This is a genomic window from Patiriisocius hiemis (genome assembly GCF_031846325.1).
Lineage (GTDB): Bacteria > Bacteroidota > Bacteroidia > Flavobacteriales > Flavobacteriaceae > Patiriisocius_A > Patiriisocius_A hiemis.
Window position 1 is genome coordinate 115,871 of the sequence record NZ_JAVRHZ010000007.1, and the last position, 16,673, is coordinate 132,543.

The following is a 16,673-nucleotide window of genomic DNA, read 5'->3' on the forward strand; positions in this document are numbered from 1 at the left end:
CAAAATTAGCAACAATGACATTAATAAAATCTATTTCAGGAATTCGCGGAACTATTGGAGGAAAACAGGGAGAAAATTTAACTCCTATTGATGCTGTGTTATATGCATCTGCCTATGGAGCTTGGGTACAGTCTCAACGAGAGAAAGAGCAGCATAGAGTAGTAGTAGGTAGAGATGCTAGAATCTCTGGAGCTATGGTTCAACAATTAGTTATGAACACTCTTGTGGGGATGGGAATACATGTAATAGATGTTGGACTTTCTACAACTCCTACTGTAGAAATGGCTGTTACAATGGAGCATGCAGATGGTGGAATTATTTTAACAGCAAGCCATAATCCTAAACAATGGAATGCTTTAAAATTACTGAATAATAAAGGTGAGTTTTTAAACGCTGCTGAAGGTCAAAAAATATTGGATATTGTAGATAAAGGAGCTGTTACTTTTGCTGAAGTAGATGCACTTGGAAAAATTACAATTAATGATGCGTACATAGATTTACATATTGATGAAATCTTAGATTTACCTCTTGTTAATGTTGAAGCAATAAAAAAAGCTAATTTTAAAGTTGTAGTAGATGGGGTAAACTCAACTGGAGGTATTGCAGTACCTTTATTACTTGAAGCACTTGGCGTACATCCTGTAAAATTATACTGTGACCCAACTGGCCACTTCCCTCATAATCCAGAGCCACTTAAAGAACATCTTGGAGATTTAATGAAAATGGTTGTTGATGAGCATGCAGATTTTGGAATTGTAGTAGACCCGGATGTAGATAGATTAGCATTTGTGGATCAAAAAGGAGAAATGTTTGGTGAAGAATATACACTTGTTGCTGTTGCAGACTATGTTTTAAGCCACACTAATGGAAATACTGTTTCTAATATGTCATCTTCTAGGGCTCTTAGAGATATTACAGAAAAACATGGCGGAACTTATACTGCAAGTGCTGTGGGTGAGGTAAATGTTGTACATGAAATGAAAGATACAAATGCTGTGATAGGTGGTGAAGGTAATGGAGGTATTATTTATCCAGAGCTACACTACGGGAGAGATAGCCTAGTTGGGATTGCTTTGTTTTTAAGTCATCTAGCTGAACTAAAAATGGATGTTAGTGCATTACGTGCTAGCTATCCAACTTATTTTATGAGTAAAAAGAAAATACAGCTTACACCTGGCTTAGATGTAGACTCCCTACTTGAAAAAATGACAACTAAATACGCTTCTGAAAACCCAAATACAATAGACGGAGTAAAAATAGATTTTGAAGACTCTTGGGTACACCTTCGTAAATCTAATACAGAACCCATTATACGTATTTATACAGAAGCACCCTCGCAAGCCGCAGCAGATAGTCTTGCTGATAGGTTTATTGGGGAGATAGAAGGGATAATCTAGGGTTTATTAGATTTTATAACCTCGTTAATCGTTACTTCCCTCTATGTTTCCAACGTTTATGAGACCATAAGTAGTAAGCAGGCTCTTCTTTAATTTGAGCTTCTAATAAGTCTAAAAACTTTCTGGTGTTTTTGTAGTCAGTATCTTCTTTTGGGTTTTCTGAAACCGGAACGAAAGTGGCTTTATAGTATCCTCTTTTTACTTTTTCAACCTTAAAATAGAGTAGTGTAAAGTCTAAGAGTTTTGCTAATTCTTCGGTACCTGTAAAAACAGGAACATTAATACCCATAAAATCTTCTCTGTGCTTAAAAGCATCTGGACGTGGCGTTTGATCAGATAATATATAGGTTAAAGTTGTAGTTTCTTCTTTTTTATACCTGTAGAGTACTTTTGTAATTCTTGTGTTAGGCACGATCGTAGCTCCAAAACGACTTCTAATTTTTTTTACCAAGCTATCAAACTGTTTGTTGTCTAACGGCTTATAGACTGCAAAGCCTTGATGCTGCATCATTTTATTTACAATTCCACTCCATTCCCAATTGCCATAGTGACCTGCCATAAGAAGGATACTTCGATTATTATTGTAAAGTTTTTCTAGGAGTTCAATATTTTCAATAGTAAAACGCTTTCTTATTTGGTTTTCAGAAATTGTGAGACTTTTAATTGTTTCGAAAATGAGATCACATAAATGCTTATAAAAACCTTTTGCGATTTGGGTTCGCTCTGCTTCGGTTTTGGAAGGGAATGCTAGTTTTAGATTTTCAAAAACTACTTTTTTTCGGTATCCAAAAATATGATAGGTTAACTGGTATAACACAGAAGACTTTATATACAAAATGGACATAGGTAATACAGAAGTAAACCAGAGTGCAGGATAAATAATAATATAAAGTAGTCTTTGCATAGTTATTTACAGCAAAACTAGTTAAATTTATTGCATTATAATACGGAAACCTATTAGAAGAAAATATGCCACAAATTGATACAGCTACTCTTATTATAATTGTTTGTAATGTTCTATTCTCATTAAAGGGCTTCAACGATTTTTCATTTTTCGAAAAATATAAATTTAACATAGCTGGGATTCGTAGAGGTGAGCAGATACGGATGTTTACCTCTGGTTTTTTACATGTTGATTTTACTCACCTGTTGTTTAATATGTTAACGTTATATTTTTTTGCGCCTTTGGTTATTGGCCCTCTAGGTGTTTTTAAATTTGTGCTTATTTATGTAGCTGGACTGGTTGTGGGTAATTTATTGTCACTCTACTTTCACAAAGATGAGTACCACTATAGTGCTGTAGGCGCAAGTGGAGCTGTTATGGCAGTTTTGTATGCTGCTATTATGTTTTACCCGATGGAGGAGTTCTATTTGTATTTTGCAATACCAATTAAGGCATGGATTTTGGGAGTATTATATTTGTTATATTCAGTTTGGGGGATGAAAAAAAGAATAGGTAATATTGGTCACGATGCACACATAGGTGGTGCGGTAGCTGGCTATGCATTAACTATCGCTTTTGTTCCTTCATTATTACAAACAAGTTTATGGATTGTTGGAGTACTAGCTGCTCCTATCATTCTATTATTTATTTTACACAAGCTAGGCAAAATTTAATTTATTTATTATGAAGTTATTAGTCTCACTTTTATTTCTTTTTTCAATTACTATGAATGCACAAAACACCCCACAAAATACTGTAGATGTTACTGGAATAGGTATTGTAACTGTTGTTCCAGACCAAGCCAAGATAACTGTTAGAAATGAAAGCACAGGAAAAGATGCGGCCTTAGTAAAGCAAGAAAATGATAGAGTGATAGGCAATGTGTTGTCTTTTTTAAAAGAAATGAAAATTGAAGATAAAGATGTTAAAACAGAGTACGTTCGCCTCAATAAAAATTATGATTATAATTCTAAGACATATAACTATGCAGCTAACCAAACCATATCAATTCGGTTAAAAGACTTAGACAAGTATGAATCTTTAATAAATGGGCTCGTTTCTACTGGAATTAATAGAATCGATGGTGTGAGTTTTTCGTCTTCTAAGAAAGAAGCGCTAGAATCTCAAGCAAGAAAAAAAGCAATTGCTAATGCTAAAATGAAAGCAGAAGAATATGCAAGTGTGCTTAATCAAACTATTGGTAAAGCTGCAACTATAAGTGAATTTAGTTTTCAAACCTCTAATCCATACCCAAAAAACAGAATGGTTATGGGAGCCATGGCAGATAGTTCCTCTTCAGAACCACAAACTCTAGCAGCTGGGGAAATGGAAGTAAGAGCTACTGTTAATGTGAGCTTTTTTCTCTATTAAGAGTTTATTGGCCTAACAAAGAAGCCATTTTATTTTCAAGTGCAGCGCCTCTAAGGTCTTTGTCTATAATTACACCGTTTTCATCAAGTAAAAATGTTGCGGGTATAGAGCGTACATTATATTTTCGTGCAATAGGGTCTTGCCAAAATTGTAAGTTACTTACATGATACCAGTCCATATTGTCGTCTTCAATAGCTTTTAACCAACGTTCTTTTTGATTGGCTTTATCTAGTGATACGCTTATAATGTTTAAACCTTTGTCGTGATATTTTTCATAAACTCTTACCACGTTAGGATTTTCCATGCGGCAAGGGCGACACCAAGATGCCCAAAAATCTATTATGGTGTATTTTCCTAAAGTTTCTTTAAGCGATAGTTCTTCTCCAGTTGGAGTTGGAGCTGAAAACTCAGGTGCTTTTCCACCAATATCAGCACTCTTCATAGCCTCAATTGTAGTCTTTAGGTTTTTTGTAAGTTGTAGCGAAGCAATTTTAGGCGTAAGGTTTTCTACAAATTCGTTAGCCTCAGGGCTTGTAATTTGCTTTCTACCTAACATTTCTTGCGCTAGCATTACAGAAAATATTGAGTTGTTGTTATCTGAAAGAAATTTTTTCTTGTAAGCAGTCTCCTCGTTAATTAGACTAACATTTTCTTTTTGTATTTCACTAGCTAAAAGGTTATCCTGTTCTGCTCTTGCTACTTTAAAGCGTTGTGTTAAATCTTGTTTTTTACTATTAAACCACTTCATGGTTTTCATGTAATCGTTATACGCTTTGTTTTGTAATCCGCCTGATACATAAGAGGCTTGCAGGCTGTCTTTATAGATTATTGCTTTTAAATCTTCGTTTTCTGGAAAGAAAACAACAGAGTTTCCATTATTTCCAATACGGAGGTAATGTAGTGCAGTATCTTCAGTTTTTGGATAAGTAGCATTAAACTCTCCACCGCTTATTGTAATAGTATCTTTTATTGTAGGGCTAGTGCCCTCTAATTTGTAGACATATACCTCTGTACCATCTTCAAAACCTGCTGCATCACCAGAAAGTTTGTATTGTGAAGAATCTGTACCACATGAAACTAATAAAACTGTAACGATTAAAGCTAAATAACGACTCATAATTCAGTAAATTTGTTGCAAAAATAAAAGTTATTTATTCTGAAAAAAATTACAGCTATCAAATATTTGTTAATTATTTGATTTTTTGGAAGTTCTGTGATATAATACGTAACTTTAATACAGTATAATTACTTGAAAATGATTACTCAAGAAAGAGAATTTCCGTTACAACTTAACCTAAGTTTGAGCAAAGTTTTTGAACATTACAAAAACCTTGTTGAAACTATGGGAACAAACGAGCGTTTTCATAAAATTCTCGAAATAGAGAAAAAATACCCAAAACTTTCTGAAGGACTCGATTCTGAAGAAGAAATAGAAAAGTATGCTAAGCAAATAGATTTTGTTCTGGAAGATTTATTTCCAAGCGCATTGCAATTAAATGAAATCAAGATAGCAACTACACCATTTCAACAATCTATCTTTAAGTCTACTCAACGATTTAAAAACATAATAAAAGCTGCTGGGAAAGACTTTGAACCAGAGATTAAAAACTTTGATGAGAATCACTTCTACATCATGGGGTGTAGCATTATACTTAACCAGCATTATGGATATAAAATAGACTTTAGACGTCCTTTCTATTATAATATTCCAGATGCAAATGGAAATATTAAAAATTACAGGGTATTATACAATGGCGACTTTATTGACATTGAAAAGACAAATGAATCTTTAGATATCACACAAGAGGATATTGACACCTTAGTTGAAAATTTTGACAATATTGACATCTGGAAAGAAAAATTTCCAGTTGGATCCTGGAAATTTAAAGGTTTTGTAATCGCCAATATGTTTGATGTTACTACAGATGTTTCAATTTCAGACTTTAAATCTCACTTATTAAAAAATGAAACAGATAACGAACCATTTGTAGTAGAGTTTGAGCGTATTTTTAGAACTATTTTTGGGATTGAAGATTTAAAAATTGGCTTTGCAGACTTTAATTATCAAGACCAAACTATCGAGAAGCTACCCTATAAAAATGTACATAGTTACATACTAGGGGATACAAATCAAAAACCATGTTCAGAATCATTTTGTGAAACGTCTTACCATTCAATTTTTAAGAAGCATGAGTTATACATTGTCACAAATGTAAGTAAGTACCATTATTTATACCCACAAAATCCATTATATCAAAACCTTAAAGAGAATGGTGTAGAAAGTATTATTCTGGCTTCTATAGTACATAACAATAGAGTGCTTGGAGTACTTGAGTTGGTTTCAAAAAAAGTAAATGCATTAAACACAATTAATGCAAATAAGTTACAAGATATAATGCCCTTTCTTATTGATAGTGTGGTGCGCTCTAAGCAACAAACTGAAAATGAACTAGAGCTCATTATACAAGAAGAATGTACTTCTATTCATAAAAGTGTTCATTGGAAATTTTTAAAAGAAGCTAAAAGATATTATGCAGCCTTAAATGGTGATACTCCTGCACACTTTAGAGAAATTACTTTTGAAGATGTGTACCCACTTTTCGGGCAGATTGATATAAAAGGTTCTTCTGAAGCTCGAAATACAGCAACTAAAAAAGATCTTGAGTTGCAGCTTACCAATATCAATAAAATTATTAAGAAGGCTCATAAAATCGAAAAACTCCCAATCTATGAACAAATAGTTTTTAGAATCGAAGGTTATTTAAGTGATTTTAAAGACCACCTGCAGGTTGATAGCGAGCGTCAAGTGTTAGACTTTTTAAAAGGAGAAATTATACCACTCTTTAAACACTTAGAATCAAAAAACAACGAATTAAAGAAACTAATAGAATCTTATAGATCTACCTTAGAAACTACTAGTGGTCTTATTTATAAGTATAGAAAGGACTATGATGAAACTGTGATGCTTATTAATAAACGAATGGCATCTATTTTAGATAGTAAGCAACGAGAGGCCCAAAAAATGTACCCGCATTATTTTGAGCGCTTTAAGACTGATGGTGTAGAGCACAATATGTACATTGGCGAAGCGATTACTAAAGACGAAAGCTTTAACAAAATATACCTATACAACCTTCGTATGTGGCAGCTACAAGCTATGTGCGAGATGGAAAACAGTTACTACAAGCTTAAAGAAAGATTACCTGTTCCACTAGATGTTGCATCTATGATTTTGGTCTTTAATAGTTCATTGTCATTACGTTTTAGAATGGATGAAAAACGTTTTGATGTTGATGGAACCTATAATGCTAGATATGAAGTAGTAAAAAAGCGTGTAGATAAAGCCAATATAAAAGGTACTGAAAAACGTATCACGCAAGCAGGAAAGATTTCAATTATTTATTCGCAACGTGAAGACGAAAAAGAGTACAAAAAATACATACAGTTTTTGCAACACAAAAAATTACTTGATACGGATGTTGAGGTTTTAGAATTGGAAGATTTACAAGGAGTTACAGGTCTTAAAGCCTTGCGTGTAAGTGTGTTATATTCAAAAGGAAAAGATAATACAAAAGAATACTACACATACGAGGACTTAGTAAAAGAAATTAACTCGTAATTCTAATTTACAATAGTGTTTCCAACCTCTTGTACGCTCTGCTCTGTTGCTGCAAATGATATTCCAAAAGCCAGGATAGATACTATAATACCTAGTACAAAAATTGTATATGTCCAACGTAAAATTCTGTATTTTCTGTCTAGTACTTTTCCAAGAAAATATAAATCTTTAGTTAAAGAAGAGTATACATAATCTCTGTCTTTTAGTAATTCTTCTATGGCCCATTGGTATTGAGATAACTCCATTCTATGGAAATTTCCGAAGAATGTTAAGTTAACACGTTTTTTTTTTACATCTTCTTTAGTAAACTCTCCTCTAGTAACATTAGGCCTTGTAGCAATTACAGCAAGTATCATAGTTATCGTACTTGAAACAACAAAAACTGCAGAGGGTACAATTAAAAAGGGATTACTGTCTAATTTTGATAATAAGTTGGATAGTACTAACGAAATTATAATTGCATTTACTGATAGTAAAATATTGGCTTTAGTATCAGCTATATCACTAAGCTTAATATGATTTCTTAGTGCAGTTCTATAAAAAGTTTGAATTCCTCGCTCTGGACTGGCATCTTTATATTTTGCTTTAAGCTCAGCTTTCATTGTCTCTTTTCTACGCCTTTTTTTATCTTTCTTCTTATCCTTTATTAAGGATGCAAGGTTATCTTCTTTCTGCTTTTGCCAATTTTTCAATGCATATTCACTATAAAATTGGTGCTTTTCAACTAGAACCTTTATGTTTTCATCTCTCCATTGTACCGGAGTATAGTCATGAATACCTTGTTGTTTATATTCTTGTCTTAAAAACTCACTTGCTTCTTTAAAATAGTCTTTCCCGAAGTGAGAAGAATCTGCATCTCTTATTATTTCTTCAAGATTACTTTTGGGTGTATCTTTAAACTTAGTAGCCATAATACACTTATTTACAGCTTCAATAGTTTCTTTGTCAATCTCTTTATTTTTAAGAAATTTAGTGGCAATTTTGACACTCTCTTCTTCATGACCCTCTCTTGTTTGAATGTATCCTGTGTCATGTAAAAGCGCAGCTAGACGTAACACTTTGGCATCTTTAACATCAATTTGTGAGCCTTCAATAATTTCATTGATACTTTTGTAAACCCTTTTGGTGTGTGTATAGTTATGATACAAAAACGTATTTGGGAGGTTCTCCTTAAATAGATTTAGTACAAAATCATCAGTTTCTTTAACTATATCAGCCATAAGTCTTAAATTAGATAACCAAATTACAAAAAATATAAGATAGCATATTTCACATGAATAAAATTAACATCCTTCTAACGTTCTTCGCCCTTTTTTTTATGAGTAGTTGTGGCTCATTTAAACCTAAATATTTAAATGAGGAAAGTGAGAGTATCCCGGTAATTGAAGGAACTCTTGAAAAACGGTTTTATTTAATTGGAGATGCAGGCGCTGCAGAAACCTCTGATACAAATGAAGCACTTGTAATTTTCGAAAAATTTATTGAGGATAAAGATACTTCGAAAGATCAATTAATATATCTAGGGGACAATATTTACCAAAAGGGGTTACCCAAAAAAGATGATAAGAGAAGGAGTGACGCAGAAAATAAAATAGATGCACAATTAAATTCGGCAAAAAAATTTAAAGGCAATACTTTATTTATCCCAGGAAACCATGATTGGTATGCTAAAGATGGCTTAAAGGGGCTAAAACGGCAAGAAAAATATGTAGAAGATTCACTAGATGATGATGAAGCATTTCAACCAGAAAATGGCTGCCCTATAGAGGAGATTGAAATTTCAGAAAATATAGTTCTACTAATATTAGACACCCAATGGTATATTACAGATTGGGATAAACATCCTACTATTAATGATGAATGTGATATTAAATCTCGTAGTGATTTCTTTCTAGAAATTGAAGGAGAACTTAAAAAGAACAACGAGAAAACAATCTTGATAGCAATGCACCATCCAGCATTTACGTATGGGTTACATGGTGGATACTTTAATTTTAAGAAACACTTAAACCCATCAAGTGGAAAAATTCCACTTCCTATTTTAGGAACGGTGGTTACACAGGTTAGATCGCAAGGTGGTGTTTCTCCTCAAGATAGATACAATGTGCGTTACAATGAATTGATGAAACGTCTTATCACGCTAGCTACAGATAGTGATAGAGTAATTTTTGCTTCTGGACATGAGCATGCATTGCAATACATCGAAAACGAAGGGATTAAACAAATAGTTTCTGGCTCTGGTGCAAAAGAAGCACCTGTAAATTTAGGAGAGGGAGCTCATTTTGTTTACGGCGGAAGAGGTTTTGCAACTTTAGATGTTTATGATAATGGAGGGTCTGTTGTTACTTTTTATGCACCTGATGAAATGAATGAACCTAAATTAATGTTTAGTACAGTTGTACATGAGCCTAGAAAAGAATATGACACTTCGCTTTTAGCAACAGAGTTTTCACCCACTCGAGAAGCAAGTGTTTATCCAGAAGAAAGAACAGATGTTTCTAAAGGGTACGAATGGTTTTGGGGAAAGCATTACAGAGATTTATATGGCAAAAAAATAAAATTTAAAGTAGCAACTTTAGATACTCTTTTAGGAGGGCTTACTGTAGAGCGTAAAGGTGGGGGGCACCAGACCAGATCATTACGCCTTAATACTAAAGATGGGAGAAACTATAATCTTAGAGGGTTGAGCAAGAGTGCAGTACAATTTTTACAAACTACCGCATTTGTAGAAAATTACATTGAAGATGATTTTAAAGAAACTCTTACTGAAGATATCATCTTAGACTTTTATACAGCCAGTCACCCTTTTGGAGCCTTAGCTATTCCTGATCTTGCAAATGCTATTGGAGTTTACCATACAAACCCTAAAATCTATTATGTACCAAAACACAAAGCTTTAGGAAAGTATAATGAAGAATATGGTGATGAACTATACATGCTAGTAGAACGTCCAGACGAAGGTTTTACAGATGTTGCTTCTTTTGGGAAACCTACCACTATAGAGAGTACAAGTGATGTGTTAGAAAATACTAGAAAAGATGAGAAATACAGAGTAGATGAGTCTGCATTTATAAGAGCTCGTTTGTTTGATATGCTTATAGGAGACTGGGATAGACACCAAGACCAATGGCGTTGGTCTCGTTTTGATATTTCTGATGATGAAAAAATATACAGGCCTATCCCTAGGGATAGAGATCAAGTATTTGCGAATTATGACGGAGCACTTCTGGATATATTAAAAGTATTAATGCCAGTAACAAAACAATTTCAAAAATTTGGTCCAAAGCAAAAAGATGTTGAGTTTTTAAATTTAGCTGGAATAAGACTTGATAGAACATTATTACAAACAGCAACCAAGGAAGACTGGATTGCTGAAGCTGAGTACATAAAAGAGAATTTAAGTGATGAGGTTATTGATTTGGCATTTACTAAGCTACCTATAGAGACACAAAAAGATTTTTCAGAAGAGATAGTAAAAAACCTGAAACTTAGAAGAGATGCTATATTAGATTTTACTGAAAAATATTACGATTATATTTCTAAACTTGTTGTAATTATAGGAACAGATAAAGACGATAAAATTGAAATAACTAGAGGTAACAATGGCATAACTACTATTTCAATTTCTAGAATTAAGGATGGTAAAGCACAAAAACCATTTAAGACAAGAACTATTAAGAGATCTGAAACAAAAGAAATTTGGGTATATGGCCTTGATGATGACGATGAATTTGTAATTAATGGAAATGGAAATAAACCCATTTTCACGAGAATTATAGGGGGACAAAATAATGACAGATATACTGTAGAAAATGGAAGGGCTGTTAAAATCTACGACCATAAAAGTAAACCAAATACAATAGTAAAAAGAGGAACCGCTAGTTATAAGTTTAGTGATATCTATGATCAAAATACTTATGACTATACAAAGAAAAATAGCACCTTAAATACCATATTTCCTTCAATTGGTTTTAATCCTGACGATGGGATTAAAGTTGGTTTACAAGATGTTTACACAGTTAATGGTTTTAAAGACAACCCATTCCAAACCAGGCACATATTTGCTGCAAGTTACTTTTTTGCAACACAAGGGTTTGAACTTAATTATCAAGGAGAGCTTGCAAGAATTTTCGGGAATTGGAATTTGTTTTTTAAAGGTCGATATACTAGTGAGAATTTTGCTCAAAACTTTTTTGGGTTTGGTAACAACTCACAAAATATGGATGATGACTTAGGACTGGATTTCAATAGAGTAAAAATGGGACGTTTACACGGAAAGATTGGTGTTTCAAAAACAGGTCATTATGGAAGTCGTATTGAAATTACCACGGGGATAGAACGTATAGAGGTAGATAATACAGAGGGAAGATTTATTAATCAAATTTTTTCTGACGATGCACCTTTCTTTGATGGTCAAATGTTTGGAAACCTAGATGTAAATTATGAATACAATGGTTATGATAATAAAGTTAGCCCAACTAGAGGGATGTTTTTTAAATTAAGAACGGGAATTACAACTAATACAGATGATACTGATAAGACTTTTGGTTATATAAACCCATCAATACAGTTTTTTAATTCTATTACTAGAAATAGAAAATTAGTTTTGAGTACAAAAATACAGGGTCAAGTAAATGTTGGTGATGACTTTGAATTTTTTCAAGCTGCTACTTTAGGAGCTAATACTGGGCTAAGAGGATATAGAACACAACGTTTTAGTGGTGAGAGTGCATTGGCTTTTAGAGGAGATTTAAGATATGATGTTTTTAAATTTAAAACAGGACTTCTTCCTTTACGCTTAGGTGTTTATGGAGGTTATGACTATGGGCGTGTTTGGGTTGATACCGAAAATACTAGGTCTTCTTCAAATAGATGGAATGATAGTTTTGGGGGAGGAATTCTACTAAATGCTGTAGAGGCTATAGGAGGAGAATTTGGCTTGTTTTCTAGTGATGACGGAATGCGTTTTAGCTTCTTACTTAGAGTTAGCTTATAATTCTAGAAAATAAACGTTGCTTCCACCAATACCTATTTTTTCGTCAACAATATAGAGTTTGCTGTTTAAAAAAGTAATGCTCTCTTTTTGAGAAAAATGATCAAGGTTTATTTCCTTTACAGAACCCTCAAAAATGTTGTCTTGTTTATAGTCAGTTAAAACCCATATTTTATCATAGCTCAATAAAACGATTTCTCCTGTAGTATGATTTATGGTTGCCGAAGTAATTTGGCAATCTGTTTTATCTTCACATGTCTTGAATGATGAAACAACATTTGCTTTATCTTCTTTACCATTCATAGAAAGTTTATAGAGCTTTGCAGTTCCATCAAATTTTGAGCTTCTATTTCTTGACACTAAATAGAAGTTATTATTTAAAACAAAAAATGATTCTATATCAAAATTCCTGTTTTTTTTCTTAGGTGGAAATTTTTCTTGATCTTCAAGTTTAAATTCAATTTTTGTTGCTTTAACTTCTTTTTTATCAAAGAGATCTCCGTTGGATATTTTATAAATAGTAAGATGCTTTCTCTTGTTTGAATTATTACCAAAATCACCAATATATAAGTTACCCTCTTTATCTGAAGCTAAATCTTCCCAATCATTATTTTCTGCATTTGTAACTGTAATTATTGTTTTGGTGTTTTTTGTTTTAGGATTGTAACCAAAAATTTTTGCTTCATTTCCAGAATCCTCTACCATCCAAATTAGCTTAGTATTATCGATGTATTCAATCCCACTTACTTCAACTAGATCATTGTGTAGTGAGCTTTCAATTGTTAGCTTACCAAAATCAGTCTGGCAACTAACACTAGTTGAAATTAGAAATATTAAAATATATTTATACATACAGCTTTGATTTTCGGTACTTTTAAAAAAAAAATAACAAGAATTTTACCTTTTATCCCTTAGGAATAAAAAAATAGGATGTTGTTTTTGTGTTTGTGAGTAGTTTAATTAGCTTTTCATTGCCCATGCATCTAGCATCCAACTTACTTTCTCTAGATCTGCAATATAAGAGCCAATCATGTCTATAGTTCCTTCATCTCCTGCAGCATCGGCTTTTTCAACAACATTACGCATTTGTGAGAGTAAAAGACCATGATCTTTAAGAAGTACCTTAACCATTTCAGTATCTTTTACATTAGAAGAAGACTCAGAAAGGTTGGTAATTTCAAGATATTCGCTAAAGTTACTTATTGGCTGAAAACGTAGTGTAAGTATTCTTTCAGCAATCTCATCTATTTTTAATTTTGCATCATCATACATTTCTTCAAACTTAACATGTAAATCAAAAAAGTTTTTGCCTACAATGTTCCAATGAAAATTTCTTAATTTTTGGTAGTAGATATGATAGTCTGCTAATAGTGTATTTAGCTCTTTAGCGGTTAAATTTATTTTTTCTTTGTCAAGATTAAGATAGTTCATGATTATTTAATTTAGTTTACTCAAATTTACATGTCACTCTTAACGCTAGCAAGAATATTATATAGTTTACATTTTATTTAACGAAACTCACTCATTTTTAAGTAAAATTAAGTTATAAATAGATATTCTTTAATGTCTATTTTAGTTCCCTTTTAACCTAATTATTGTAACTTTGGCGACTTGTTTTAAAAATTTTTAATGGAAAAATTACTGCATACTATTTTACAAGCTGCTATTGAAGCTGGAGAAGCTATAATGGAAGTCTATATGACAGATTTTGATGTAGAAATTAAAGGAGATAATTCCCCTTTAACTATAGCAGATAAAAAAGCAAATACTGTAATTAATAAGTATTTAGAAACTACTAATATCCCTATTATTAGTGAAGAAAATAAGCAAACCGATTATTCTGTTAGAAAAAGTTGGGATAGATGTTGGATTGTAGACCCACTTGATGGTACCAAAGAGTTTGTTAAAAGAAATGGAGAGTTTACAGTAAACATCGCTTTGGTTGAAAATGGAAGCCCTATTCTAGGTGTAATTTACGTTCCAGTTGTTAGAGAGTTGTATTTCACAAATGCCAAAGGAACTTCAGCTTTAAAAGTTACAGTTGGAGAAAAATATACAATTGAAGACTTAATAAAGGAAGCTGCTACAATTTCACCGGATACTTCAGATGCTTCAATAGTAAAAATAGTGGGTAGTAGGTCGCACCTTAACGATGATACAAAAAAGTTTATTTCAGAAGTTGAACAAAAATCTCCTGTTGAAATAGTATCTAAAGGTAGTTCATTAAAATTTTGCTTAGTTGCCGAAGGAAAAGCAAATTTATATCCAAGATATGCTCCAACTATGGAATGGGATACTGCTGCAGGACAAGCTATTTGTAACGCTGTTGGTGTTAAAGTAATAGATAATACAACGCAAGAGGCGTTACAATATAATAAAGAAAACCTATTAAATAACTATTTTTTAGTTACGCTTTAAATGAAAGATGCTTCACATAAAAGGCATATTGCAAAAACAGTTACTTGGCGAATTGTAGGGACACTTGATACCATTATTCTTTCTTGGATAATCACAGGTGATTTACTTACGGGAGTTAAAATTGGTTTTGCTGAAGTAATTACAAAAATGGTTTTATACTATTTACACGAACGTGTATGGTTTAAAATAAACCTTTCTAAAGATGGAAAAATACTAGAAAGCAGAAAAAGACATTTAGCAAAAACATTTACCTGGAGAGGAATTGGAACGTTAGATACAATGGCGCTCTCATGGCTGGCAACAGGGAACCCTTTAACAGGACTAAAAATTGGTTTTGCAGAACTAATTACAAAAATGATTTTGTACTACTTACATGAAAGAGCATGGTACAAGTCTAAGTTTGGATTAAAAAATGCTAGCTAACTTATGGAAGAAAATATAGTACCACATAGTTTTTTGATAACCAAAAAACAAAGGAACAAATTAAAAAACCATAATGCTTTCCTGTTGTGGTTTACAGGACTTTCAGGTTCAGGTAAATCTACCATTGCAAATGCTGTCGAGGTAGCACTCTTTAAGCAAGGAATACACACTTACACTCTTGATGGTGATAATGTTAGAAAAGGATTAAATAGTAATCTAAGTTTTTCACCAGAGGACAGAACCGAAAACATAAGACGCATTGCAGAAGTTGCTAATTTAATGGTAGATGCCGGAATAGTTATTTTAGCTGCGTTTGTTTCTCCTTATGAAAAGGATAGAAACGATATAAAAAACATCGTAGGAGAAGATAATTACATTGAAATATTTGTAAATACATCAGTTGAAGAATGTGAACGTAGAGATGTTAAGGGGTTGTATGCAAAAGCAAGGGCAGGGGAGATTAAAAATTTTACAGGAATAAGCGCTCCTTATGAAGCACCCCAAAACCCAGCTATTGAAATTGATACAACAAAAACTAGTGTTACTGAAGCAGTTTCAGTAATTTTAAACCATATTGAAAATTCTTTAAAATTAAACAATGAGTAAGTATTATTTAAATTACTTAGATGAGTTAGAATCTGAAGCAATTTATATTCTAAGAGAGGTTTGGGCACAATTTGAAAACCCAGTTATTCTTTTTTCTGGAGGAAAAGACTCCATACTTGTAACTCATTTAGCTAAAAAAGCATTTTACCCTTCAAAAATTCCATTTGCTTTAATGCATGTAGATACGGGACATAATTTTCCTGAAACTATTCAGTTTAGAGATGATTTAATTAAAAGCCTTGGAGTTAAATTAATAGTAGGGAGCGTTCAAGAATCTATAGATACAGGAAGAGTTGCTGAAGAGAAAGGAAAAAACGCAACTCGTAATGCTTTGCAAATAACAACGTTATTAGACGCTATTGAAGCAAACAATGTAGATTGTGCAATAGGTGGAGGTAGAAGAGATGAAGAAAAAGCCAGAGCAAAAGAACGTTTTTTTAGTCATAGAGATGATTTTGGCCAATGGGATCCTAAAAACCAACGCCCAGAACTATGGAATTTATTAAACGGAAAACATTTTGAAGGAGAACACTTTAGAGCCTTCCCTATTAGTAACTGGACAGAGATGGATGTCTGGAATTACATTCTAAGAGAAAATATAAGTATTCCTTCTTTGTATTCTGCTCACGAAAGAAAAGTAGTCTGGAGGCAGAATTCCTGGATTCCTGTTTCTGAACATTTAATATTAGAAGAAGGAGAAGAGGTTCATACCAAGAAAATACGCTTTAGAACTTTAGGAGATATAACTATTACCGGAGGTATTGAGTCTGATGCAGATACACTAGAAAAAATTGTTGCCGAAGTTTCAGCAATGAAACAAACCGAACGTGGAAATAGAAGTGATGATAAGCGGAGTGAAAGTGCAATGGAAGATAGAAAGCGCCAAGGTTATTTTTAAAAACA

Annotated in this window: 14 protein-coding genes; 9 read left to right on the forward strand and 5 right to left on the reverse strand. The window is 32.8% G+C overall.

Going from position 1 to position 16,673, the window contains the following annotated elements:
* Positions 1-14 precede the first annotated feature (14 nt).
* Positions 15-1,397: a phosphoglucosamine mutase gene (glmM, locus tag RM538_RS11435; RefSeq protein WP_311333574.1), complete on the forward strand. Its 1,383-nt coding sequence runs from the start codon at positions 15-17 to the stop codon at positions 1,395-1,397.
* A 31-nt stretch (positions 1,398-1,428) separates the two neighbouring features.
* Here the strand turns inward: glmM and RM538_RS11440 are convergent, their stop codons facing one another.
* The gene (locus tag RM538_RS11440) at positions 1,429-2,301 is read right to left on the reverse strand and encodes a lysophospholipid acyltransferase family protein (RefSeq protein ID WP_311333575.1); all 873 of its coding nucleotides are present in this window, start codon (positions 2,299-2,301) and stop codon (positions 1,429-1,431) included.
* A gap of 65 nt (positions 2,302-2,366) precedes the next feature.
* Between RM538_RS11440 and RM538_RS11445 the strand changes: the two genes are divergently transcribed.
* Positions 2,367-3,014 (forward strand): rhomboid family intramembrane serine protease, encoded by a 648-nt coding sequence (locus RM538_RS11445; RefSeq protein WP_311333576.1) that lies wholly within the window; start codon positions 2,367-2,369, stop codon positions 3,012-3,014.
* 10 nt (positions 3,015-3,024) lie between these two features.
* Complete coding sequence (locus RM538_RS11450) at positions 3,025-3,711, forward strand: SIMPL domain-containing protein (RefSeq protein ID WP_311333577.1); 687 nt, start codon at positions 3,025-3,027, stop codon at positions 3,709-3,711.
* A gap of 4 nt (positions 3,712-3,715) precedes the next feature.
* On the opposite strand, the gene RM538_RS11455 is transcribed toward RM538_RS11450, so the two are convergent.
* Positions 3,716-4,828 carry a redoxin domain-containing protein gene (locus RM538_RS11455; RefSeq protein ID WP_311333578.1) on the reverse strand — a complete coding sequence of 371 codons (1,113 nt, stop codon included), beginning with the start codon at positions 4,826-4,828 and terminating at the stop codon, positions 3,716-3,718.
* Positions 4,829-4,966: 138 nt separating this feature from the next.
* On the opposite strand from RM538_RS11455, the gene RM538_RS11460 reads away from it, so the two are divergent.
* Positions 4,967-7,330 (forward strand): GAF domain-containing protein, encoded by a 2,364-nt coding sequence (locus tag RM538_RS11460; RefSeq protein WP_311333579.1) that lies wholly within the window; start codon positions 4,967-4,969, stop codon positions 7,328-7,330.
* A gap of 2 nt (positions 7,331-7,332) precedes the next feature.
* Here RM538_RS11460 and RM538_RS11465 read toward each other — a convergent pair whose 3' ends face one another.
* A complete protein-coding gene (locus RM538_RS11465) occupies positions 7,333-8,550 on the reverse strand; it encodes a Pycsar system effector family protein (RefSeq protein ID WP_311333580.1) in 1,218 nt (405 codons plus the stop codon).
* A 53-nt stretch (positions 8,551-8,603) separates the two neighbouring features.
* On the opposite strand from RM538_RS11465, the gene RM538_RS11470 reads away from it, so the two are divergent.
* Positions 8,604-12,326 carry a ShlB/FhaC/HecB family hemolysin secretion/activation protein gene (locus RM538_RS11470; RefSeq protein ID WP_311333581.1) on the forward strand — a complete coding sequence of 1,241 codons (3,723 nt, stop codon included), beginning with the start codon at positions 8,604-8,606 and terminating at the stop codon, positions 12,324-12,326.
* Here the strand turns inward: RM538_RS11470 and RM538_RS11475 are convergent.
* Together RM538_RS11475 and RM538_RS11480 are read right to left on the reverse strand one after the other, a co-directional pair.
* Positions 12,321-13,175, reverse strand: a complete 855-nt coding sequence (locus RM538_RS11475) for a hypothetical protein (protein WP_311333582.1) — start codon at positions 13,173-13,175, stop codon at positions 12,321-12,323. The genes RM538_RS11470 and RM538_RS11475 overlap by 6 nt on opposite strands.
* 108 nt (positions 13,176-13,283) lie before the next feature.
* Positions 13,284-13,754, reverse strand: coding sequence for a Dps family protein (locus tag RM538_RS11480; protein WP_311333583.1), 471 nt, complete (start codon positions 13,752-13,754; stop codon positions 13,284-13,286).
* 198 nt (positions 13,755-13,952) lie between these two features.
* On the opposite strand from RM538_RS11480, the gene cysQ reads away from it, so the two are divergent.
* From cysQ to cysD, 4 genes are read left to right on the forward strand one after another with little or no spacing between them, the layout of a single operon-like run.
* Positions 13,953-14,741, forward strand: a complete 789-nt coding sequence (gene cysQ, locus RM538_RS11485; protein WP_311333584.1) for a 3'(2'),5'-bisphosphate nucleotidase CysQ — start codon at positions 13,953-13,955, stop codon at positions 14,739-14,741.
* On the forward strand, positions 14,742-15,164 hold the full coding sequence (locus RM538_RS11490) for a DUF2061 domain-containing protein (RefSeq protein WP_311333585.1): 423 nt from the start codon (positions 14,742-14,744) through the stop codon (positions 15,162-15,164). It begins immediately after the preceding gene.
* A 3-nt stretch (positions 15,165-15,167) separates the two neighbouring features.
* On the forward strand, positions 15,168-15,770 hold the full coding sequence (gene cysC / locus RM538_RS11495; protein WP_311333586.1) for an adenylyl-sulfate kinase: 603 nt from the start codon (positions 15,168-15,170) through the stop codon (positions 15,768-15,770).
* Positions 15,763-16,668: a sulfate adenylyltransferase subunit CysD gene (cysD, locus tag RM538_RS11500; RefSeq protein WP_311333587.1), complete on the forward strand. Its 906-nt coding sequence runs from the start codon at positions 15,763-15,765 to the stop codon at positions 16,666-16,668. Before cysC ends, cysD begins: the two co-directional genes overlap by 8 nt.
* Positions 16,669-16,673 lie beyond the last annotated feature (5 nt).